Consider the following 21,711-nt stretch of genomic DNA (forward strand, 5'->3'; position numbering starts at 1 on the left):
GCGTTGAGAAGTCTTGAGATTCTAACTATTTAGCACGAATTGGAAAACAATTATAAGGTAAATAAATGCAAACAGTTCGAACTAGTGAGGTAAGACAGGCTAGTTGACGGTTAACTGTGATCAAAAGCACTTTTTTTAGAAGTGCATGCTTTTTGTCTAAAGTTTTTTTCTGGGTGCCGATACAGACATTAGTAAATGGTTTATCTGCATGAGTGGTTGGTGAAGTAATGAGATATTTAGCGATAATGTTTAGCATAGCTTTGGCTGGGTGTGAAACGACGTTACCAACCGGTATGTTAGGCGATAATCTGTTAGAGACAGCACCGCAGACGGATTATGATTTGATGCATCCAGAGTGGGGTGTTGTTCAAACAACGACTACAAACCGTGGCGGTCACTCAATGCAGAGTAGCTCTCACCTTCAAAGAACCATAACCACTAACTACGGTCGCGGCGTGTCAACGAACGACCCGCTAGAAGTGTTCCTAAGACAAAACCGCATCGACTTTGAAGTGTTGCCAGGTAACCATGTGATGGTAAAACTTGAACAACATGTGAATTTCAAAACAGGATCTGCGTTCCCTGAACCCGCTTACAATCAATGGTTAGACACACTCGGTAGTTACCTTTCGAAGCGCCAAGACATCGATATTGTGATTGAAGGTCATACCGATAACACCGGTACAGATCGTATCAATGATCCTTTGTCAGAGCAGCGCGCAAAAGAGGTGAAAGCTCGCTTAGAGAGCAACTATGTGTCGAGTCGTTCTATTTATACTCGCGGCTTTGGTGAGTATGTTCCGGCGTGTACCAATGCTTCCCCGCAAGGTAAGGCGTGCAACCGCCGAGTAGAGCTGATGCTGATTGTCGCGAAATAGGTGTTGGCGTTTTGTTCTCAAAAATAGAGCACGAATAGCAGATATAAAAAATCCCTCACATTCGAGGGATTTTTTGTGTCTGATTTTCGCTTAGCTTGTTAGCTTATGCGAACTGCTTTTCTAAGTAAGCAACGATGTCTGAAGACTCGTACATCCACTCAGTTTTGCCGTCTTTCTCAATACGTAGACAAGGCACTTTCACACGACCGCCGCCGGCTTCAAGCTCTGCACGGTGCTGTTCATTGTTTTTAGCATCACGAAGTTCAAACTGAACCGATTGACGTTTCATCGCGCGGCGCACTTTTACACAAAATGGACACGCTTCGAATTGGTATAGCGTGTGTGATTTAGCTTGCTCGTTGACTTTGTTTTGTTCTTCTTGTGAACGTTTTACGCCACGAGGAGTAAAAATAAAATTTAATAGCAAAATGACACGACCTAAGAACCAACGGATAAACTTCATAATTCTCTCTACATATTTAAAATTAGCGTTATAATTTGCAGCATTATATACACAAGTGTTGCCAGATGCTCGCAACAAACCGCTAATATCTATTTTGTCCGTTCAATCGTGTGAGACTTAGACACATTTAACCCTAAACGCTTCGATAGTCGGCTTAGGTTTGCTCGGTCTGTCTTTAGTACTCGACTGGCCTGCGCCCAGTTAAAGTTAGCTTCTTCTAACACCTCTGTGATGATGCTACGTTGAAAATCGTCGGTTGCCCCACGTAAGCCTGCCGATAGGTCAACCGTTGGCGTGGATAGCGGAGTTGCTTTCGCTTGAGTCGTTGCGACTGGCTGATCTTGATCCAGCGGCCCACAATCTTCTTTGGTGATTGTCACTAGGTTCTTGTTGGTACTACGGGCAAGTGCTTTCAATGCTGAACGACTGATTACGTGCTCAAGTTCACGGACGTTACCTGGCCAGCTATAGCGGTTAAGGAATACAAGAACGTCAGAGCGGAATTTCACTTGATTGATACCGAGCTTACGACGAGCCTGTTCCAGGAAGAAACCGGCTAGCAAGCTGATGTCGTCTCCACGATCTTTCAAAGCAGGGACCGCAATAGGGTATACACTCAATCGGTGGTATAAATCGGCTCTGAATCGACCATCTTCCACTTCTTGCTTTAAATCTCGGTTAGTTGCTGCCAAAACACGCACATCAATGATTTGAATGTTGTCTTGACCTACAGGTTGAATTTCGTTGTTTTGCAGCGCACGAAGTAACTTGCTTTGCGCGGCTAGCGGCAGTTCACCAATCTCATCGAGGAACAGGGTACCGCCATCGGCAAGTGCGAACTTACCTAAGCGGTTTTTGTCTGCGCCTGTAAATGCACCACGTACGTGACCAAACAATTCACTTTCAACCAGGTTCTCAGGAATAGCCGCGCAGTTTACGTAAACCAATGGATTACGCTTACGCAGCGATTGATGATGTAGAGTACGAGCGACCAGTTCTTTGCCTACACCTGTATCACCGTGAATCAGAATGTTGAATTCTGAAGGCGCTACGACAGCGATGTCGTTCTTGAGCGCCACCATGGTGTCACTGTTACCAATCAACTCACCGCCTTCGCGTTCCCACGCTTCAACGTTCAACTCTTCTAATAGTTGTTTGGATTGTTTTGCTTGATGCTCAAGCTGAGAGAAAGTTAATGCCATCTGCATGCTTGATGCTGCAATGGCAGCTAATACTTCAAGATTACGCGCTGGAATATTAGCGAAGACATCTGGCTTAAGGCTGTCTAGCGTTAGAACCCCTAATAGCTTATCGCCAAATAGCAAAGGCAGCCCCATACAGGCGTGCATTGGTAGGTCGCCATCATGGTCGATCAGTAAACCATCAAAAGGATCTGGGAGAGAACTATCAGAATCGAAACGAACAGGAGAGCGAGATGCACATATCTCCGCAAAACGTGGGTGCTCTGAAATGATAAAGCGACGACCGAATGTGTCGCGGCTGAGCCCTTGCATCGCGATAGGTACTAGTGTGTCACCTTGAAGGCTTAATAGCGCGACACAATCACACGTAATGGTTTTACGAATGGCATCGATTAGGCGATTAAAACGATCTTGATCGTTTACACCACTTGCGAGGCCAATGGTCATTTCCATGAGGGTAGATGCGGAGATATCTTGCATAAAAAACTCTAACTGTGTGTGTTTATATACATAATAAGGTCTTATTGACTCAAAAAAAAGGTCTTTTTGACATTTTTATAAAAGGGGTTTTTGAGAATGAAGCCAGTGCTGGCGCGGTTTGAAAAAGTTGGCACTGATTGTGCAAGAGAGATAGTGAAGCCCAATTATAGCGCTGATTAAACAGACTATTCTCGATCTCAATCAATCAGGTGGCATTAATCAGGTTTCGCGATTTTTTGAAATGAAAACGAGTCAAATTAACTCAGTTTCTAAGAATAACTAAGCTTTCAGAAAATCGATAAGTCATTCTTAATTTTTAAGTAGTCAAAATGACATAATAGGTCATAAGGCTCAGTGTTCGGAGTAAATTCATGCTTAACAATGCACATATCAAAATCATCAAATCTACTATTCCTCTACTTGAGAGCGCAGGCCCAGCTTTAACTCAGTATTTTTATCAACGTATGTTCACACATAACCCTGAGTTAAAAGATATCTTCAATATGACTCACCAAAGAACAGGTCGCCAAGGCGTAGCACTGTTTGAAGCTATCGCGGCATATGCAAAGAACATTGAAAACCTAGCAGCGTTAACAACAGCGGTTGAACGCATTGCTCAGAAACATACAAGTTTTAACATTCAGCCAGAACACTACCAAATTGTTGGTTTACACCTGATTGAAACACTACGTGAATTGGCAACAGACGCGTTTACACCTGAAGTTGAAGAGGCCTGGACAGCGGCTTACCTTTTCTTGTCTCAAGTATTCATCGATCGTGAAGCTGAGCTTTACCTGCAACGTAAACAAGCTGTTGGCGGTTGGGAAGCAGCACGTACGTTCGTGATTGCAGACAAGATTGAAGAATCAGCACTAGTAACAAGCTTTATTCTACAACCAAAAGATGGCGGTGACGTTCTAGATTACACGCCTGGTCAATACATCGGTATCGAAGTTAAGCCAGAAGGCACGCAATACAGCGAAATTCGCCAATACTCACTATCAGATAAGCCGAACGGTAAGCAATACCGCATCTCTGTTAAACGTGAAGGCCATAGCCAAGAAACACAGGGCGTGGTTTCTAACCACCTACACGACACGGTTGCTATCGGTGATGAAGTAAGCCTTTACGCTCCGGCGGGTGACTTCATGTATCAAGAGCGCAGTAAGCCAGTAACGCTTATCTCTGCAGGTGTTGGTGTAACGCCAATGCAGTCAATGCTTGAGTTCCTGAATACTGAAGAGAAAAACGAGCCAGTGCTTTACCTACATGCTTGTGAAAATGAAGGTCAACACTCATTCACTAAACGTGTGAAAGACATCGTTGCTGATAAAGGCTGGTCTGCGAAGACATGGTACATGAACAAAGAAGCATCTGCGTGTGAAAACACACACGAAGGTCAAATGGATCTTGCTTCGATCTCTGATACTGAAGGATTCAAAGACAGCGATTTTTACATCTGTGGCCCTGTAGGTTTCATGAAGAACATTGTTGAGCAGCTAGACGCACTTAAAGTTGACCGCTCTCGTGTTCACTACGAAGTATTTGGCCCTCACGCTAACTTTTAAGAAGTCTAGGGAGTTGTGTTAACACTCGCCTGATCTATTAAAAACCTTGCCCAATCAAAAGGCCTCACAATATGAGGCCTTTTTTCGTTTTGTGCGAAGCTGCGGATTCAGCGATCTGGAAAGTGTTATTTGAATTGGTTAAGAACGTTTCACTTTCTTAGACATGTAATCAGGGTCAAAAAGCTCGGGCCAGTACATCTTCACGTAACCGCCTGCGACCCAAACGACTAGGATAGTTGCGATGGTCAATTCGAAGAAACCAAATTTATGTAACCAGTACCACTGTGGATACTCGGCACCGAAAAAGGTGGTTAATCTATACATAGCGATAGCACTGATTACTGATGGGAAGGTTACTGCTGCGATGGAAGGTTGGAACTTCAGCCGCATGAGCCTTACATAGCATAAGTAGATCAGCAACGTCATGGTAATAGCAATACCCGCTAAAGCGCCTGTCAGAATTGGGTCAGGGTGGTCGAAATTAACCAAGTAAGCGGCAAGCGATAAATTCACTGGAGCTGCCATGATTGCTAGTGTCGGTCTTGCTCTACGGGGGAGGATTCCTTCAAACACCAAGCGGTAAAGCACTACAGGCAGCAAGAAGAAGTAGATACCGATACATGTTGCTGCAAGTGTTTCTGAAAACACTGTGTGTCCAAATTGGGTGCCCGCCAGAGAACTACTAATCAAGCCCACAGGGTATAGGAACCAGCTTGGAACGATATTAGACATCTTGAAATTGATGCTCTGGAAACCGAAGAACAATACCATCATCGAAAAATGAAGTAATAGGGCACAGAACCAGATTGGGTAGGCGATTATTGGTGATATTTCGGCTAAATAGTCACATAGAATCAATAGTGCCATGCTCATTGGCGCCATCAAGCTTCCACTAAGTGGGTGACGAATATCATTAATGAAGGTATTAAAACTTGTCAGGTAACGAAGTAAAACAGGTAACAGAAGCAGCGCACCAAGTGAAGCGAGGTAGGGGCGAATAACCTCACCTATGCCTGGTATATATAAAGCCCAAGCTTGTCCTAGACCTATAACACCAAGTGCTAAAGATGCCTGAGATGGCGGCACGTTTTTGACTTGGGTCAACCTTCTCCAGTTCAACGACTTGCTCCAACTTAGTGACTTATAAAACAATGGTTAACAATAAAGGTTTTGCTCTATTTAATGCGTGCAGTTGTGCCATCAAGAGCTGTTGAGGGCGCTAAACTAATTTTGAGTGGATGATAGCAACTTTAACGTTTGCTTTTTTGACTTTGATGCGGAATCGGGACATTAAGCACGTTGAATGTGTGCTTTTGTTCTATGAGTCATTTGTTATTAACGAACTTCCTCTTGTTGAGGGAGGTCTTGTTGTCTCAACTTCTCGTTCTTAAGCGTGCGATTAAGTAGTTGGCTATAGATTGGTTGGCCACCTAGCATTTGCGCAAAGATAACGGCACCAAGGCAGGTAATGATCAAAGGTAAGATCAGGTAATAGTTATTGGTCATTTCGATAACTAGTAATATACCTGTAATCGGTGCGCGTACAGTTGCTGCGAACAGTGCGCCCATACCTGCAATCGCAAACATACCTGGCTCTATATTTAACTCAGGGAAGAATGCAGCCGCGATAAGCCCAAATGCATAACCGAAGAGTGTACCCAGTGCTAGCATAGGAGCGAAAATACCGCCCGGTGCACCAGAGCCGAAACAGAGTAGAGTGGTAAGCACGCGTCCAATGAAAATTAGCAGCAATATGTTGGTGCTGTAATTACCATTGGTGACATTTGGGATAATACCGATACCACCGCCAGTCAATTCAGGGATGTAGAGAAGCAATAAGCCAAAGCAACCACCGAGTAATGTACCTGTCATCAAGTAACGTTTGCGGTCATTTTTGTGTATTGCGACAAACATGTCCTGTGAAAGGGTGATCAGTTTATTGAAAATTACCCCGAACATTCCGAACAGTACGCCTAATAACAAGAATAACCAAAGTGCACTCAGTTCTGGCTGTTGATATTGAGGCATCGTAATAACAGCCGACTGCCCGTTGATAGAACGAAATACAATGTTGGCTGAAACGGCAGAAATGATAACGGCTTTGATAGAAATGAGAGAGTAGCGGAACTGTGGTCGCATCTCTTCTACAACGAACATGATTCCAGCCAAGGGAGCATTGAATGCAGCTGCTAAACCACCAGCTGCGCCAGAGGCAAGCAGTGAGTGTCGACTGTCGTCGTCTTTTACACGGAAGATGTCAGTGACCATACGACCAATGCTGCCACCCATTTGCACGGTTGGTCCTTCACGACCTAGCACCATACCTGAACCTAATGCGCCCATACCGCCAAAGAACTTGACAGGTAGAACTCGCCACCAACGAACCGGACGCATCCCGTCCATCGCGCCTTCAATCTCAGGGATACCGGATCCTGCGGCTTCCGGGGCAAAGCGGTGAACAAGAAAATAACCAATGAAAGCAAAGGCTGCACTAATAAGAAACGCAGATAACCAAAGTGGTAGATGGTTGCCCAACTCATCTTTCAGCCAGTCGGTACGTGTTTCTGTTATGAAATGCACTGCAACTTCGAAGTAGGTACCAACAACACCCGCGAGAATACCAACAAGACAAGAAAGGATAAGAACTGAAACGGGAGCTTTGTCTCTAGAAAGAAATTGGTTGATAGCACCCCTTGGCATTTTTGCTAAAAGGGACTGCTTAAATTTCTCTCTATTGGTCATTGAAGTTTGGTTCCTGAGTTGATGCGGTGGGGCTTAAGTAAATTATACGCCTACTCTGCTTATCCTATAGCAACAAAGATGCAAAGTTGAATTTCATTTATGAAAGGAGTGTATTACATAAATAGATTGTATAAAGGATATAGTGGAATCACCGTCACAATTTTGATCGAATCTACGGTGCTAACTTGAATTACTGCCAAAATGAACCATATTTAATTCGTAAAGCAACATAACTAGCCGCAAGGAGACATGAGGTTTTACACACAATTTGGATGGATTCAAAAATACAAAGTTTTAATTCCTCGTTAAATGTTCAGGTCGATATTCAAGACTTCCTGATTCGCGAACTCACGATTGAGTAACGAGGGTGAGGCGTACTCTTGAAGTGCGCCTTTAGTTTGTCTGGAGCATCCAAAAGCATTTCCTTTTCCTAGCGCCAAACCTTCGACTACGCACACCAGCTTCTTGTCTCACTTTCCCTAGGTCTAGAGCTTGTTTTCAATTTATCAATTGAAGTATAAACAAGCGATTGGGGTCAACTTTTCGGTAATTGAGTATATACTCCCTTAAAAAGGAGAACTGATATGACCAAAAAAGTTCCTACGAACATAATTACGGGTTTCTTAGGCGTTGGTAAGACGACTGCTATCTTGAACCTATTGAAAAATAAACCTGAGAATCAAAACTGGGCTGTTCTGGTTAATGAGTTCGGTGAGATTGGTATTGATGGTGCACTGATGACAGATCAAGGCGCATTGATTAAAGAAGTGCCGGGTGGCTGCATGTGTTGTACTGCTGGCGTACCGATGTCGGTGGGCATTAATGTGTTGCTTCGTCAAAAGCCAGACCGTTTACTGATTGAGCCAACAGGCCTAGGGCATCCAAAGCAGGTTATTGCTACCCTAATTTCAGAACAATACACGCCATACGTTGATCTTAAAGCGACGCTAGGTTTGGTAGATCCGCGTAACTTATCCAACGAAAAATACACCTCTAATCAGAACTTTAATGATCAGCTAGACAGTGCCGATGTAATTCTTGGTACTAAAGTTGACCTTGTTCACTCTGAAGACATCGATGTATTTAATGATTGGGTCACGGATCAAACGCCAGCAAAAGTGTTCCATAAGTTGATTCACGATGGTGAAGTGCCTCTAGAAGTGTTGGACATTGAGCGTGTGTACGGCAGTGCTTCAACTCATCTTGAATCACACCATCATGTTCACGCTGAACAAGAACCTCAATTCGAACTTCCTCCGGGCGAAGCGTTCATCCGCAGGGAAAACAAAGGTCAGGGTTACTTTAGCTGTGGCTGGTTGTTTGGCGCAGAATATAAATTCGAATTCGATGCACTATTCTCAATGCTGTCTGATCTAACGGCTGAGCGGGTTAAAGCGGTGGTTAATACAGATCAAGGTTGCTTTGCTTTCAACGTTGCGAATCAAGTTGTGTCAGTCAATGAAATCACACTAGATGGCTTTGAATCACGACTTGAAGTTATCGACTCACAGCTTATGCCTTGGGGTGACCTAGAGCAGATCTTGCTCAAGCTGTGTGGTATCAAATAGGTTTTATTCTCTGTTTGAGCCTAATAATCGGGTGTTTACTTCCGGTTCGTGTGGTAAACACCAAATTAAGTGAGAAAATTTGCGTTATATCACGATAAATGTGAGATAAATCACTCTAATTACTTTATAGTGCTTGGCTGAAATAAGAATGTAGGCTGTCTGCTTAAGGAACTCGTAACAATGTCATTTTCCTCTCAAGGTTTTGCTCCTGAGTTAGTCAAAGCGCTGACTGAGTGCGGTTATGAAAAACTCACACCAATTCAACAAAAAGCAATTCCAATGGCTCGTAAAGGCCATGATATTTTTGCTACTGCTCAAACCGGTACAGGTAAAACAGCGGCATTCTCATTGCCTGTTATCCAGCATCTACTGAACAGTGGTAAAAAAGCATCTCGAGGAACGGCTCGCGGCCTTATTTTAGCTCCAACTCGTGAGTTAGCAGCGCAGATTGCTCAAAACATTAAAGACTACGTTAAATACACAGAACTAAGCGTTTCTGCGGTTTACGGCGGTAACAAGATGTCTTCACAGGTTCGTCAATTAGAACTAGGTGTTGATATTCTGGTTGCGACGCCAGGCCGTTTAGAAGAGCACTTAGAGGCGGGTAACGTGTCTATTGCTAACCTAGAATTCCTCGTATTTGATGAAGCTGACCGTATCTTAGATATGGGCTTTATCAATGCGGTTCGCAAGATCATGTTGGATGTAGAAACTTCTCCACAAATCATGATGTTCTCTGCGACCACATCAACGCAGTTAAACCAACTGTCGGTTGATATCTTACGTAAGCCAAAACGTATCAGTGTTGAGCGTGAAAATTCAACGGCTGCAACGGTAGGTCACGTAGTTTACCCTGTGGATCAAGAGCGTAAAACAGAGCTATTGTCTGAGCTTATTGGTCGTAAAAACTGGCGCCAAGTGCTGGTTTTTGTGAACTATAAAGAAACCGCTAACGAAGTGGTTAAAGAGCTTAAACTAGACGGTATTAAAGCCGTACTGTGTCACGGTGATAAAGCGCAAAGTGCTCGTCGTCGTGCTCTAGATGATTTTAAAGAAGGTAAAGCACGTGTAATGGTAGCAACCGATGTTGCGGCTCGTGGTTTAGATATTGAAGACTTACCACACGTGATTAACTACGACATGCCTTTCTTAGCAGAAGATTACGTTCACCGTATTGGCCGTACTGGTCGTGCAGGTAAACAAGGCCATGCTGTCTCTTTCGTTAACCGTGAAGAAGAGTTAACTGTGGTTCAGGTTGAGAAACTGATTCAACAACGCATTCGTCGTGTTGAGCAACCAGGTTACGAACCTAAGAAGCGTGATGCTTACATTGAGAAGCTAAACACGAAAGCGGCATACAAAAACCGTCAAGGTCGTAAGAACAACGCGAACGATGCACCACAAGACCAAGCAAGCGCAGAACGTCGTTTAGCGATGATGAAGCGAATTAAGAATCGTCGTAAGTAAAATTACGGTTGGTTATGGAAAAGAGCCACTGTATTGTGGCTCTTTTGCGTTTTTAGGTGTGGTGTTATTTATAAACACGGTTGCTCTACATAAATGCTTATTCTGGCGTTTGTGATCATCGATTTTTCAATCTCCCAATTTTCAGTGAACTTTTTCTCAATGGGGATACAGTGAGTTTCAAGCAGTAACAAGGCAGTAAGGTAATAATATGGATAGCGCGCTACTTTTGGCTTTCATCCCAACGTTTTTCTTTGTTTCAATCACCCCGGGCATGTGCATGACTTTGGCCTTAACATTGGGTATGAGTATTGGCTATAAGCGTACATTGTGGATGATGATTGGTGAGCTAGCTGGCGTCGCTGTAGTTTCGGTTGCAGCAGTGCTAGGCATTGCTTCAATTATGCTGAATTACCCATGGCTATTTGCTGGCTTTAAGTTTGTTGGCGCAGCTTACTTGTTCTACTTGGGTGTTCAGATGTGGCGCTCGAGAGGCAAGTTAGCCATTAGTACCGATACTCAAAGTACCAAAGTAAATAATGACTGGGATCTCGTGGTTCAAGGCTTTGTGACTGCGATTGCGAATCCAAAAGGCTGGGCATTTATGATTTCTCTGCTTCCTCCTTTTATCAGCAGCAGTAAAGATTTAGCGCCTCAACTGATGATTTTGGTGTCTATTATCTTGGCTTCTGAATTTGTTTGTATGACTTTGTATGCGACAGGCGGTAAGAGCCTCAAGCATATGTTAGGTAAGGCAGATAACGTGAAGTTGATGAACCGTATTGCTGGCACACTGATGATGGGTGTTGGTGTGTGGTTGTTTGTGAGTTGATTCTGCTGTAACGACAACGAGCAGAGAGGTTCGACTACTCAATCGCTCCACCTTTTCGAGGATGACGAGAGCTTGGGATGATGATGAGTTTTGGGGCTCGGATTCATACGTAAATCTAAGATTGAACAGAATAGAAAAGAGCGATAGGGCATTTGGCCTTATCGCTCTTTTTGTATTACCTAGATAACTAACGTTGCGTTGTTTGTTAGACCGCGATCTCACCACCGTCTTCACGGCGAATCACGACAGTAGATGCTCGTGGACGAACGTTACCTTGAGTCTGAGCGGTTGCATCGTCTGAAGATGGCCAGTTCGCAGGGTGTTGAATGTTCACAAACAGTGATTTGAAGTCTGGGCTAATGGTAAAGCCTGTTACTTCACAACCGTTTGGTCCCACAAAGAAACGCTTTAGCTGTGCTTGATTGTTTGCATCAATTACCGCGCTGTTGCCTTGGTCATCCGTTAATTGAGACGGAACGACAGCAAGCATCTGGTCATTGGTATAGCCCGTTACTTCGTCTGCACCGTTGTCCGTTTGAATCCATAAGATGCCACGCGCATCAAACGCTAAGCCATCAGGGCTCGCGAATTGGTTCATGTCTGTTAGACCTGAGCGGTTGATAGACTTATCTTCCACAGCAGGAGACCCGAATACAAAGATATCCCAATCGAATTCGCTCGCCGTTTTGCCTTCATCCCAACGGATAACATGACCAAATTTGTTATTTACACGAGGGTTCGCTGAGTTAGCTTCTTTACGCTTGTTGTTGTTTGTTAGCGTTAAGTAAGCCGTACCTGTCATTGGGTCAACAGAGCACCATTCAGGGCGATCCATTGGTGTTGCACCCACAAGGTCGGCAGCGCCTGCTGTATTGACGATAAGTGCTGCTTGTGAATCAAACGTATCACTTAGCTTGTCACCGTTTGTGGTTTTGCTGCTTAGTGTTAATGGCAACCATGTGCCTGAACCATCGTCGTTGAACTTGGCTACGTAAAGCGTGCCTTTGTCCATGTACTTGTCGCCCGCGCTAAGGCGGTTGCTTGGCTCAGCGTCACGCGGGTCCCATTTCGCTTCAGAAACAAATTTGTACAGGTATTCGAAACGAGAATCGTGACCAGAGTAGAATACGATTGGTTCGCCTTCAGTTAACTTACCAAACGTACAACCCTCATGACGGAAGCAGCCAAGAGCAGAGCGTTTCTTCGCTCGTGAGTTTGCTGTGTATGGGTCGATCTCAACAATGTAGCCGTGACCGTGTGCTTCGTTACGGTAATCGTCCATTGGAGAATCAGCGATTGGAGTTACATCAAAGCGTGCAAACTCATCTAAACGCTCTTGTTTGTCACCGGAAAGCGTGTCCCAAGCGTAACGGGTTTTATCTGTTGCGATACCGATACGCTCTTGAGCGGGGGTAGTTGTACCTTTATTGACGAAGTAACCCGGCCAGTTTTCTTCACAAGTGAGGTAAGTGCCCCAAGGTGTGTAGCCGTTACCACAGTTATTTAATGTGCCACGAGCTTGGCTACCGTCTTGTGAGAATTTCGTTTTGGTAAACTCACTGTGAGCGACAGGGCCAGATAGGTCCATTACAGTGGCGCCAGTATAGCGGCGGTTAAGTGGGTCGTTGTCGACCATTATCCACTGGTTGCCTTCAAGTTTAACGCGTACCACACTCACGCCGTGGGCGTTGATCTCTTTACGTACTTCATCAATGTTAGGGCGAGCGCCTTCATTGTATGTAGGGCCATTAGCGTGAAGTGCTTTTTGGTCAATGTATTCGTGGTTGATGACCAACAAACCATCATTGCTGTTGCCATCAAGCGGGAAGAAGTGCATGCCATCGTGGTGCATGCCTAGAGCATTAGCTTGGTCCTGTGCATTGTTGGTGCCGTCTTTTAGCCAAGCATTGCCTTGCTTATTGAGAGGCGTTCCCCAAGGAACTAGCACTTGTGCTGTATAGCCTTTAGGCACAACTACGCTGTCTGTTAATGATCCTTTAACCGATTCAAATGCTAGCGTCGCAGTACTTTTTTGCGCGCCCGTAGCTTGCATTGTTGACGCGTTAGCTGTGCTGTGACCACCTAAACCGAATGCACCAAAGGCGGTCATTGCGCTAATGCCTAAGCCGCCTTTCAAAACGTTTCTTCTTGAAAGGTTTGCTTCTAGAACCTCTTCAAAGGGTTTGTTGTTACTCTTGTTAAAACGAGTGCTATCAAATGTTTCCTTGCTCATCGCAACTACTTCCTATTGGTTGACTTTATTATTTGTTATTTATGACTTACAAAGTTACTAACTAATTGGTTAATAACTTGGGTAAATTTGTGACCAATCGTGAAGCAGTTAAGTGACAGATTTTTATAGTTTTTATTAAGCTTTTGTTTCTTTAGCAAGATTTTTGTTTCAAAGCTTTTTATGCAAGATAAAACTCTAGGGCATTGCGTTAGAACTGTGTATAAATGCTTAATCAAACGAAGAGAGAGACAGTTATGAAATTAGATAAGATCGAAAACAAAAATCGTCGTCTACGTAAAAAGCTATACCTAGGTGAATTCGCGATTCTTGGCTTTGAAGTAAGCTGCAAAACATCGATTACTGATTTTGATCAATACGATGTATTCATTGATGAATTCATCGACTTCATTGATAGCATTGGTTTGTGCTTTGGTGGTGGCGGCCTTGAGTTGTTTGAAGGTTTCTTATGTTCGATTGAGCGCTACCGTTCAGTAACTGAAGCTGAACAACTTCAGGTTGCACAATGGCTTGAAGCGCGTGCTGAAGTAACGAAAGTTGAAGTAAGCGAACTGATCGACGCAAACTACGCGTTCTAAATTGATCCTATAGCGTTAGCTTTGCTTAGAGAGCAACACGACTTTTAGAACGAGTAACAATACACAAAACAGAGGCCGAATCGGTAATTCGATTCAGCCTTTTTGCGTTTTGACTTAGAGTAGGATTCGAAGCGGGTTAGGGTGGTTATTCACAATGAAGTGGAGCGTGAAGCGCCGAATGGTTCATTGGGTATCGGGACTAAAATTGCGCAGTCGATCTTGATGCTGCATCACAGCGTACTAAAAACAACAAAGGCAGAGAACTCATTTTAGCAAAGCTTTCACTTGCCTTCTGTGTAGTTCATTCTGCCTTTGTAATGAGCAGGACTGTTTTGCGGCAGCCTGTTGAAGCTTATGGGACGTTACGCGTCTTTTTTTTCTTCGTTGCCTTCATTTACTTTTGCATAGAAGTGAAGCAGCTCTGTGAGTTCTTTAACCCAACCAAACGCATCTTTTGGTGCGTTCTTTAAGATCTTCTCTACTTTCTCACAGTGCACTTCAATTGCGATCGCTTCTTCAAGGTTGAAAGAGATCGAGTAGAAATGCCATAACAGCAGGCGAGTCATGCGTTCGATGTTTTGTTGTGAGTTTTCTGATTCAGAGAACGCTAGGTTTACTTCGCCTAATGCAATCGCGGTCATTCGTAGCATTGCATCAAACTTCGCTGATTGCATGCGTTCATCGCTGGTCACTTCTTCTTGTTCGAATGTGAATAGCTCTGTCATTGCGTCTTCAGGAACAAGGCGATGGATCATTCTTAAACTAAATTCTTCTAGTTCATGACGAGGCATGGTGATTAAGCAATTTAAGGTGTAGTCGCGTTGCATGGTGTTCTCTTGAATCGGCAAAAAGGTCGAACAGTTTAATAGAGAAGCGGGCTGAGAAAAAGAAGATTTTAGATAAGCTTGCAAAGGTAGGCTTATCTAGACATCGTTGTTTTGAAAGTGAGTAGTAGGAATGCTTGAGCAAGCGCAGTTAAGCCTTGCTGTGAGCGGGAGGCTGATACTGCATTGATTGATCATTTCTCATAAAGATATTGCTCGCCACTAAGCTGCCAATACAAATAGAACCAAGAGCGAGCCAGGTAAGCGTGTCAGGGAGCTCGCCAAACATTGGGATAGCCAGCAGAGTCGCAATTGCGGGTGTTGCACTGCCGAATGCAGCCGATCGTTCTGCTCCTAAGGTCTTTACTGCATAAAGGTATGTGAACGCTGCTATTAAACCTGCGCCAACGCCTTGTACTGAAGAATGCACAGCAAGCTCGGTAAATGGCCATTGAGTGATGGGTGTGTCTGCTAGATGGCTAGGGAGCGCCCCAGTAACGATGAGAAGCAATAATAGTAACGTCGAGCAGAGAGAGACGAAGCCAGCACTTACCAATGCGTCAAGATTGGCCACACGAGCAGAAATTGTAAATATCGCCCACATCGAGCTTCCGCATAAGAATAGCATGTGTCCTTTGGTGTATTCGAAGTTGAAACTGCTTAAGCTCGCGCCTAAAAACAGCATGATTCCAAGTAACACCATCGCTAATCCCGCTACTCGATGTCTGCTCAGTGGTTGCTTAAAAAAGAGGACCGCAGTGCCTGTAACAAACAGAGGCAGTGTCCCAGGAACTAAAGCACTACCGTGAGAAACCGGAACAAACTGCATTGCTGTACCAGCGACAAGGAGATAAGGCAGCCCACTACCAATGAACATACCGAGTAAGTATCGTGTAGGCACAGCAGTGACGATGTTACGGGCTTTCCATACTAGTGGCAGTAGCATGAGGGCTGGTATGAAGAAGCGTGTGAGAGCTATGTCTGCGGGCGTTAAATTCGAATTGGAACCACCTTTTAGTGAGAGAAAAAAACTCGCCCAGATCAGTAAAGTGACAGTAATGGAAAGGTAGCCAAGCTTCATAATATAAACAAACAAGTAAGTGATGATTAATTATGATGGGATTCGTGTGCCTTAAGTTGGCAAAATTGAATGAGTTTTTACTTACTATTGGTGATTTTTGCTAATATGGCGAAAGTTATTGGTGCTTAAAACCCTTGTTGTGGTCTTGAGGTTTACCACGTTGATTAGTGGTAGATCTAAATGGGTGCTGCCCTCATTGCTCTTTTTAATACCAAAGGATAAGTCGGGTTATGGATAGAATAGATAGGCATCTTCTTGAATTACTACAAAAAGATGGTCGATTGACAACGGCTGAACTCGCTGAGGAGGTCGGGTTATCTGCGTCTCCATGTGCTAGGCGTATCAAAAGGCTCGAAGAGAAAGGGATTATCGATGGCTATCGCGTGAGCTTGTCGCGAGAAAAAGTTGGTGTGGCGATGAGCGTGTTTGTAGAGGTGAGCCTAAACAATCACCAAGAAGTGTCGATCGATAAGTTCGAAGGTGCGATTGTCGAGATGGAGGAGGTAATCAGCTGTCATGTTGTCTCTGGCGCTTATGATTATCTTTTAGAGGTGGTTAGTCCAAACTTAATGGCTTATGAAGCATTTACTAGAAAACTCCAGCGGCTATCTAACGTCAAAGACATCCATACTCACCTAGCGATAAGGCAAGTAAAAGGTAATGCTCCTCTTCCAGTGTATACCGACTAACCCGATGGAAAGCTTTGGCTGTTATTGGGGGAGTGAGCTGAAAACGAATGATTTGATCCTTGGTTAACAAAGCGAAGATGACCGAAGATCTTTCACAAGATGCCAAACTCAAGGTAATAAAAAACGGAGCACCTCGTGAAAGATACTCCGTATATGATAGGTGCAAAACTTAGTGATACTTAAAGTTAGAGATTGAACAATCTCCAGTTTGTGCATTAATTCTGAATGAAAAAGCATGTGAATGATAATCCACACCGTCATTCCAGATTGTTTCTCCAAATATCTTACATAGCTCTAATTCACTTACTGAACCGAACTCTTCCATGTGTTTAGCTACAGATAAAAGCTTAGCTCTTATCTCTGCAGTCCATTCCGTGTTACTCAAGCAGTTGAAAGCCATAGTTTTTTGCATATTACCTAGCCAAAATGTTTCTTGTTATTAAGTTATATGAAGTTTCATGATAACAATTTTTTGGCGTTTGTAAATCTATTTTGTGATGAATCTCTCACATAATTACTTGCATTGGTTGGATATTGAACTTTTTGTTGATGGTTAACACAGTAGCTTTACAAGTTATTGATAAAGCTTTGATTAAGGGTGGGTTGAATACATTTTCATCAGACATAGTTGATTTTGCAGATAAATCTAGCGAGGCGGTTCGTTGGATTTAACGCTTTCCCGTTCATTTGATTGGCGTGCAGCATCGGTCATTGTAGCTTCCTGACGATACCTAAACGATAGTTGCCTGAACTTTTCACTCAGCACATTTAGGTCTTGCGAGAGAGACTGCGAGCTCTTCACATGTGACAGTGCACTTGCTGACTGATGGATTAGCTTAGCTTTATCACAATCTTGAGCCATTGCTCCCCATAGTTGAGCAAGAGAACGAGCACCTTCTAGTTCGGTCGATACTACATATGACTGTTGAAGCAGAACTTCGGAGATATCGTAAGCGGTATTCATGTGGCTGTTGAGCTGTGTATTAAATCTTTGTTCGTATTTTGCCCAAAGTTCAACGGCTTGCTCTCCAGTGAAATGTTTATACAGTAGGGTCTGTGACTCATAGGTTGAGAGAACTTGATTGAACTCTTTTGTATATTGGTTATAGCGAGTCTCAAAGGCGAGTTGACGGGCTAGGAGCGTTTGCCAGCTCTCACTGTTACATTCACTGGCTATTACCACACTAGCACTCAAAGAAACTTTTATGATCAGAAATTTACCCCAAAAACTCATGGTCTTCCTCTACTCGCGATATTATCAGTATAGAGTATAGATGAGCTGATGCGTGAGTTGATGTACACTGCAAATTCACTTCAAACGGATAAGCTGGTGGATTGAATGAAAAAAGCGCTGATCGCTTTACTTGTATTGTTAATCTTGGGTGGAGGATGCGCGGCGTACTACTTCTTCATTATGAAGAAAGATCCTAAGCCACCAGAAAAAGTCGAAGAGCCTGTTGTTGAAACTGTGGAGCCACCTAAATCTGAATTAAAGCCTGTTATGGAATTACGACCTGAACCCAAGCAAACAGAGTTTTATGTGTTAGATATAAAGCTAGAGGTTGTAGAACAGCCTGAGATTGATGGCTTGATAACGGGCTACCTCTATAAAGGGGAAAAGGTCGAAGTGCTCGAGAAGCAGGGAGATTGGGCACGTATTTCGGATTATATTGTTCTGAAAGAAGGCGGACCTCAGATTGCAGAATGGGTGGCGATGTCAGGTCTCTCGAATGATGAAGTGGTTATTTCTAATAATGAAAACAAAGATATATTAGATTCTTACTTAGTTAAGTCCGACGATCTTAAGTTGTACCAAGAGAAATTTCGCAATTCTGTCGCTAAGTTGATATCTGAAGGTGAGTGCGAACCAAGTGATTTTGAAGAGCTAGGTGGTTGGGTAAGATCTGTTCGGTATAGCGAGCGCGATGTTTACTTTATTTACTGCGGTGGCTTATCTCTTGAAAATAAAATTTATCTTGATGTAAATACAAATGAAATATTTACAGACTAAGAGACAACTATGTATTGCTGTTGAGAATGTAAACTGTCGATAGACTATAATTTATCAATTGATTATCAAAGCCCACTCTGTAATGGAGTGGGCTTTTTATTATTTATAAAATGAATATTTAATCATTTTATCCTTAAAATTATATTGATCGCTTTATAGAATAAATAATATAGATTTATTAATAATAAATAATACTTTTACTAATATTTTGGTCTTCAATAAATTCTATTTTTTAATATTGCATTCTTATTGAAACAAGGTTTGGATTAGATTTTTCTCCTTTATTTACAAGAGGTTACCATTACTGCTGATATTAGTGGCATTAAAAATTTCATTTAAAATCAAAAGCTTGTGTTGATTTTACATGTGTTTAACATTTCACGTTTTTTGCGAGGTAAGTCATATTTTTAGACATCAGTACGAATTATTTTCTCTTTGTAATAATAATTTTTGATTTTGATATGTAGTGTTTAACTAAAGCAACGCGGAAGTTTAATTATCGAATAAGACATTATCTTATTAACATCATTGTTATTTAATTGCTTGTAAGGGATGGAACCATTAATGAAAAAACTTGCTTTAATTACAGGGTCAAAGGGTGGCATCGGGTCAGCAATATCTTCTAAGCTAGTCGCTGATGGGTATCGTGTGATTGCGACTTATTTTACTGGAAATTATCAGTGTGCTCTGGAGTGGTTCAACGAGAAACAATTTACTGAAGATCAAGTGAGATTGTTTGAGTTGGATGTCACCAATACAGAAGAGTGCGCATTGAGCTTGAGCAAGTTGTTACAGGAAGAGGGTACCGTTGATGTTCTCGTTAATAACGCTGGCATTACACGTGATAGCGTATTTAAAAAGATGAATGCCGAAGCGTGGAAAGAGGTTATCGAAACGAACCTGAACAGCTTGTTTAATGTGACTCAACCTCTATTCGCTTCTATGTGTGAGAAAGGTAACTGTCGAGTTATCAATATCTCCTCAGTGAATGGCCTTAAAGGGCAATTCGGGCAAACCAACTACTCTGCTGCAAAAGCTGGGATGATTGGTTTTTCTAAAGCATTAGCAGCAGAAGGTGCACGCAGCGGCGTCACCGTTAATGTTATTGCTCCGGGTTACACCGCAACCCCAATGGTTAAAAAAATCAAGCCGGAAGTACTGGATTCAATTAAGAACCAAATCCCAATGAAACGTTTAGCAACGCCAGTGGAAATTGCGGAAGCGGTTGGATTCCTAGCAAGCGATTCTGGTGCGTACATTACGGGCGAGACTTTGTCTGTAAATGGCGGCTTGTACATGCACTAATTGGTGAAACTGACAGGAATGGAATGATGGCAAAAGTATTTATAGTTGCGGCAAAACGCACGCCTATTGGTGCATTTACGGGTTCACTGAAAGACGTTACAGCCGGTGAATTGGCGGGTGTGGCGATAAAGGGAGCATTGGACTCGGTAGAGCTTCCTTTAGATGTGATTGATGAAGTGATTGTTGGCAATGTGGTTTCTGCGGGTCAAGGTATGGGCGTTGCACGTCAGGCTTCAATCTACGCTGGGCTACCTGAAGAGACTCCAGCTTACGGCGTTAACATGATCTGCGGTAGTGGTATGAAATCAGTAATGGATGCTGCAGCTCATATTAAAGCGCAAGATGCAGAAGTCGTGGTTGCTGCGGGCGTGGAAGTAATGTCTCAAATCCCTTTTGTGGTTCCGCCAAGTATTCGTAACGGACACAAGATGGGTGACATCTCGATGAAAGACCTGCTTGTTGGCGATGGTCTGACGGATGCGTTCAATCATTATCACATGGGTGTGACAGCAGAGAACATTGCGAATGCATTGAATATCTCGCGTCTTGCTCAAGACAACTATGCGCTAGAAAGCCAACAAAAAGCAGTAGCTGCTATTGAAGCGGATAAGTTTGCTGAGCAAATTGTGCCTGTTGAAGTGAAACAGCGCAGACAGACCGCCATCTTTGATACCGATGAATATCCGAAAGCGGATGCAACGTTTGAGGGTTTACAAAAGCTTCGTCCTGCATTCGACCGTGAAGGTACGGTCACAGCGGGCAACGCTTCAGGTATAAACGATGGCGCGAGTGCAATCATATTGGCTTCAGAGAGCGCTGTAACAAAATACGGCCTGACACCACTGGTTGAGCTAACAAGCTACGCACAATCTGGATTAGACCCAAAGATCATGGGATTGGGGCCGGTAGAGGCTGTATCTAAAGCGCTGGATAAGGCTGATTTAACACTCGAACAAGTTGATCTGTTTGAATTAAACGAAGCGTTTGCAGCTCAAGCTTTAGGTGTGATGTATCAGCTATCAGAGCAACATGATCTGCCTCTTGAAGCCTTTAAATCAAAAGTGAATGTTAATGGTGGCGCGATTGCACTTGGACATCCACTGGGCGCATCGGGTAATAGAATCATTGTCTCACTTATCCATGAAATGCTTGAGCAAGAGAGTACTTATGGTGTTGCTTCACTTTGTGTGGGCGGGGGAATGGGGACCGCGGTTCTGCTGAAGAGCATTGAAGGTTACCCCCGGACTTATCGTTAGCAAACTAAACAATTTATCGCTGCAGTTTACAAGGTGCGTTAGTGAGCAGTAGTGCCTTGGCTGCAACGGTACAAGTACGAATTTACTAAACTATATATTCATCAGGAGTTACTTATGTACACGGATATTTTTAAAACAATTACTGACCAAACTGAAAAGCAATTTGAACCGTACTTTAAGTTCAACAAGTTAGTTGCGAAGAACGTTCAAACAATTACAGAATTGCAAATGAATGCGATGAAGACTTATACGGACATGGGGCTTGCTCAAATGAAAGCGGTAAGTGAGATTAAAGATGTGAACAGCCTTACTGCATTCAACAGCCAACAGCTAGCAGCATTGACTCAACTGTCTCAACAGATGATGAGTGATAGCGCAAAGCTGCAAGCGGTAGCGAAAGAATTCAAAGAAGACGTTGAAACACTAACAACTGAAAACTTGAAAACAGTTACACCTGCATAAATTCAATCGCCATCGAGTTAGCGCAGTGTTTACTGTGATGCTCGGTGGCGATTTTCC

20 protein-coding genes and 1 pseudogene are annotated in these 21,711 nt (G+C 43.3%); 12 read left to right on the forward strand and 9 right to left on the reverse strand.

Annotation, left to right across the window (positions count from 1 at the left end):
- The first annotated feature begins 245 nt into the window (after nucleotides 1-245).
- Nucleotides 246-878: an OmpA family protein gene (locus A3712_RS22625; protein ID WP_063525137.1), complete on the forward strand. Its 633-nt coding sequence runs from the start codon at nucleotides 246-248 to the stop codon at nucleotides 876-878.
- Nucleotides 879-981: 103 nt separating this feature from the next.
- On the opposite strand, the gene A3712_RS22630 is transcribed toward A3712_RS22625, so the two are convergent.
- Nucleotides 982-1,341: a glutaredoxin family protein gene (locus A3712_RS22630; RefSeq protein WP_063525138.1), complete on the reverse strand. Its 360-nt coding sequence runs from the start codon at nucleotides 1,339-1,341 to the stop codon at nucleotides 982-984.
- An 89-nt stretch (nucleotides 1,342-1,430) separates the two neighbouring features.
- Complete coding sequence (gene norR / locus A3712_RS22635) at nucleotides 1,431-3,023, reverse strand: nitric oxide reductase transcriptional regulator NorR (protein WP_063525139.1); 1,593 nt, start codon at nucleotides 3,021-3,023, stop codon at nucleotides 1,431-1,433.
- Nucleotides 3,024-3,394: 371 nt separating this feature from the next.
- On the opposite strand from norR, the gene hmpA reads away from it, so the two are divergent.
- The gene (hmpA, locus tag A3712_RS22640; RefSeq protein WP_063525140.1) at nucleotides 3,395-4,591 is read left to right on the forward strand and encodes an NO-inducible flavohemoprotein; all 1,197 of its coding nucleotides are present in this window, start codon (nucleotides 3,395-3,397) and stop codon (nucleotides 4,589-4,591) included.
- Nucleotides 4,592-4,729: 138 nt separating this feature from the next.
- Here the strand turns inward: hmpA and A3712_RS22645 are convergent, their stop codons facing one another.
- Both A3712_RS22645 and clcA read right to left on the reverse strand, forming a co-directional pair.
- Nucleotides 4,730-5,677, reverse strand: a complete 948-nt coding sequence (locus tag A3712_RS22645; RefSeq protein WP_063525181.1) for a TDT family transporter — start codon at nucleotides 5,675-5,677, stop codon at nucleotides 4,730-4,732.
- A gap of 249 nt (nucleotides 5,678-5,926) precedes the next feature.
- Complete coding sequence (clcA, locus tag A3712_RS22650; protein WP_063525141.1) at nucleotides 5,927-7,333, reverse strand: H(+)/Cl(-) exchange transporter ClcA; 1,407 nt, start codon at nucleotides 7,331-7,333, stop codon at nucleotides 5,927-5,929.
- Nucleotides 7,334-7,917: 584 nt separating this feature from the next.
- On the opposite strand from clcA, the gene A3712_RS22655 reads away from it, so the two are divergent.
- The 3 genes from A3712_RS22655 (at nucleotide 7,918) to A3712_RS22665 (ending at nucleotide 11,197) form a co-directional block, all read left to right on the forward strand.
- On the forward strand, nucleotides 7,918-8,901 hold the full coding sequence (locus A3712_RS22655; protein WP_063525142.1) for a CobW family GTP-binding protein: 984 nt from the start codon (nucleotides 7,918-7,920) through the stop codon (nucleotides 8,899-8,901).
- A gap of 180 nt (nucleotides 8,902-9,081) precedes the next feature.
- Nucleotides 9,082-10,368, forward strand: a complete 1,287-nt coding sequence (locus A3712_RS22660; RefSeq protein ID WP_004740103.1) for a DEAD/DEAH box helicase — start codon at nucleotides 9,082-9,084, stop codon at nucleotides 10,366-10,368.
- 208 nt (nucleotides 10,369-10,576) lie between these two features.
- Nucleotides 10,577-11,197: a LysE family translocator gene (locus A3712_RS22665; protein ID WP_063525143.1), complete on the forward strand. Its 621-nt coding sequence runs from the start codon at nucleotides 10,577-10,579 to the stop codon at nucleotides 11,195-11,197.
- 205 nt (nucleotides 11,198-11,402) lie between these two features.
- Here A3712_RS22665 and A3712_RS22670 read toward each other — a convergent pair whose 3' ends face one another.
- Nucleotides 11,403-13,430 (reverse strand): PhoX family protein, encoded by a 2,028-nt coding sequence (locus A3712_RS22670; protein WP_063525144.1) that lies wholly within the window; start codon nucleotides 13,428-13,430, stop codon nucleotides 11,403-11,405.
- Nucleotides 13,431-13,684: 254 nt separating this feature from the next.
- On the opposite strand from A3712_RS22670, the gene A3712_RS22675 reads away from it, so the two are divergent.
- Nucleotides 13,685-14,026: a YggL family protein gene (locus tag A3712_RS22675; RefSeq protein ID WP_057623238.1), complete on the forward strand. Its 342-nt coding sequence runs from the start codon at nucleotides 13,685-13,687 to the stop codon at nucleotides 14,024-14,026.
- Nucleotides 14,027-14,149: 123 nt separating this feature from the next.
- Nucleotides 14,150-14,299, forward strand: a pseudogene (locus A3712_RS27590) (sensor histidine kinase); the annotation flags it as partial.
- A gap of 89 nt (nucleotides 14,300-14,388) precedes the next feature.
- Here the strand turns inward: A3712_RS27590 and A3712_RS22680 are convergent.
- Together A3712_RS22680 and A3712_RS22685 are read right to left on the reverse strand one after the other, a co-directional pair.
- Nucleotides 14,389-14,853 (reverse strand): hypothetical protein, encoded by a 465-nt coding sequence (locus A3712_RS22680; RefSeq protein ID WP_063525145.1) that lies wholly within the window; start codon nucleotides 14,851-14,853, stop codon nucleotides 14,389-14,391.
- A 148-nt stretch (nucleotides 14,854-15,001) separates the two neighbouring features.
- The gene (locus A3712_RS22685) at nucleotides 15,002-15,931 is read right to left on the reverse strand and encodes a DMT family transporter (RefSeq protein WP_063525146.1); all 930 of its coding nucleotides are present in this window, start codon (nucleotides 15,929-15,931) and stop codon (nucleotides 15,002-15,004) included.
- 230 nt (nucleotides 15,932-16,161) lie between these two features.
- Here A3712_RS22685 and A3712_RS22690 point away from each other — a divergent pair, with 230 nt between their 5' ends.
- A complete protein-coding gene (locus A3712_RS22690) occupies nucleotides 16,162-16,620 on the forward strand; it encodes an Lrp/AsnC family transcriptional regulator (protein WP_063525147.1) in 459 nt (152 codons plus the stop codon).
- Between the two features lie 169 nt (nucleotides 16,621-16,789).
- On the opposite strand, the gene A3712_RS22695 is transcribed toward A3712_RS22690, so the two are convergent.
- Nucleotides 16,790-17,032, reverse strand: coding sequence for a hypothetical protein (locus tag A3712_RS22695; RefSeq protein ID WP_004740110.1), 243 nt, complete (start codon nucleotides 17,030-17,032; stop codon nucleotides 16,790-16,792).
- 234 nt (nucleotides 17,033-17,266) lie between these two features.
- On the reverse strand, nucleotides 17,267-17,854 hold the full coding sequence (locus A3712_RS22700) for a hypothetical protein (protein ID WP_063525148.1): 588 nt from the start codon (nucleotides 17,852-17,854) through the stop codon (nucleotides 17,267-17,269).
- A gap of 105 nt (nucleotides 17,855-17,959) precedes the next feature.
- Here A3712_RS22700 and A3712_RS22705 point away from each other — a divergent pair, with 105 nt between their 5' ends.
- The 4 genes from A3712_RS22705 (at nucleotide 17,960) to A3712_RS22720 (ending at nucleotide 21,654) form a co-directional block, all read left to right on the forward strand.
- Nucleotides 17,960-18,631: an SH3 domain-containing protein gene (locus A3712_RS22705; RefSeq protein WP_063525149.1), complete on the forward strand. Its 672-nt coding sequence runs from the start codon at nucleotides 17,960-17,962 to the stop codon at nucleotides 18,629-18,631.
- A gap of 564 nt (nucleotides 18,632-19,195) precedes the next feature.
- On the forward strand, nucleotides 19,196-19,936 hold the full coding sequence (locus A3712_RS22710; RefSeq protein ID WP_063525150.1) for an SDR family oxidoreductase: 741 nt from the start codon (nucleotides 19,196-19,198) through the stop codon (nucleotides 19,934-19,936).
- Between the two features lie 26 nt (nucleotides 19,937-19,962).
- Entirely contained in the window at nucleotides 19,963-21,192 is a 1,230-nt protein-coding gene (locus tag A3712_RS22715; RefSeq protein ID WP_063525151.1) for an acetyl-CoA C-acetyltransferase, read from the forward strand.
- A gap of 114 nt (nucleotides 21,193-21,306) precedes the next feature.
- The gene (locus tag A3712_RS22720; RefSeq protein WP_063525152.1) at nucleotides 21,307-21,654 is read left to right on the forward strand and encodes a phasin family protein; all 348 of its coding nucleotides are present in this window, start codon (nucleotides 21,307-21,309) and stop codon (nucleotides 21,652-21,654) included.
- Nucleotides 21,655-21,711 lie beyond the last annotated feature (57 nt).

The organism is Vibrio sp. HI00D65 (genome assembly GCF_001635455.1).
In the GTDB taxonomy this organism is placed as follows: domain Bacteria; phylum Pseudomonadota; class Gammaproteobacteria; order Enterobacterales; family Vibrionaceae; genus Vibrio.

Coding starts and splice junctions, on each gene's coding strand:
- hmpA (WP_063525140.1), top strand. CDS start 3,395: ATGCTTAACAATGCACATATCAAAATCATCAAATCTACTATTCCTCTA.
- A3712_RS22660 (WP_004740103.1), top strand. CDS start 9,082: ATGTCATTTTCCTCTCAAGGTTTTGCTCCTGAGTTAGTCAAAGCGCTG.
- A3712_RS22690 (WP_063525147.1), top strand. CDS start 16,162: ATGGATAGAATAGATAGGCATCTTCTTGAATTACTACAAAAAGATGGT.
- A3712_RS22670 (WP_063525144.1), bottom strand. CDS start 13,430: ATGAGCAAGGAAACATTTGATAGCACTCGTTTTAACAAGAGTAACAAC.
- A3712_RS22715 (WP_063525151.1), top strand. CDS start 19,963: ATGGCAAAAGTATTTATAGTTGCGGCAAAACGCACGCCTATTGGTGCA.
- A3712_RS22680 (WP_063525145.1), bottom strand. CDS start 14,853: ATGCAACGCGACTACACCTTAAATTGCTTAATCACCATGCCTCGTCAT.
- A3712_RS22685 (WP_063525146.1), bottom strand. CDS start 15,931: ATGAAGCTTGGCTACCTTTCCATTACTGTCACTTTACTGATCTGGGCG.
- A3712_RS22720 (WP_063525152.1), top strand. CDS start 21,307: ATGTACACGGATATTTTTAAAACAATTACTGACCAAACTGAAAAGCAA.
- A3712_RS22675 (WP_057623238.1), top strand. CDS start 13,685: ATGAAATTAGATAAGATCGAAAACAAAAATCGTCGTCTACGTAAAAAG.
- A3712_RS22710 (WP_063525150.1), top strand. CDS start 19,196: ATGAAAAAACTTGCTTTAATTACAGGGTCAAAGGGTGGCATCGGGTCA.
- A3712_RS22630 (WP_063525138.1), bottom strand. CDS start 1,341: ATGAAGTTTATCCGTTGGTTCTTAGGTCGTGTCATTTTGCTATTAAAT.
- clcA (WP_063525141.1), bottom strand. CDS start 7,333: ATGACCAATAGAGAGAAATTTAAGCAGTCCCTTTTAGCAAAAATGCCA.
- A3712_RS22665 (WP_063525143.1), top strand. CDS start 10,577: ATGGATAGCGCGCTACTTTTGGCTTTCATCCCAACGTTTTTCTTTGTT.
- A3712_RS22695 (WP_004740110.1), bottom strand. CDS start 17,032: ATGCAAAAAACTATGGCTTTCAACTGCTTGAGTAACACGGAATGGACT.
- A3712_RS22700 (WP_063525148.1), bottom strand. CDS start 17,854: ATGAGTTTTTGGGGTAAATTTCTGATCATAAAAGTTTCTTTGAGTGCT.
- A3712_RS22625 (WP_063525137.1), top strand. CDS start 246: ATGTTTAGCATAGCTTTGGCTGGGTGTGAAACGACGTTACCAACCGGT.
- A3712_RS22705 (WP_063525149.1), top strand. CDS start 17,960: ATGAAAAAAGCGCTGATCGCTTTACTTGTATTGTTAATCTTGGGTGGA.
- A3712_RS22655 (WP_063525142.1), top strand. CDS start 7,918: ATGACCAAAAAAGTTCCTACGAACATAATTACGGGTTTCTTAGGCGTT.
- norR (WP_063525139.1), bottom strand. CDS start 3,023: ATGCAAGATATCTCCGCATCTACCCTCATGGAAATGACCATTGGCCTC.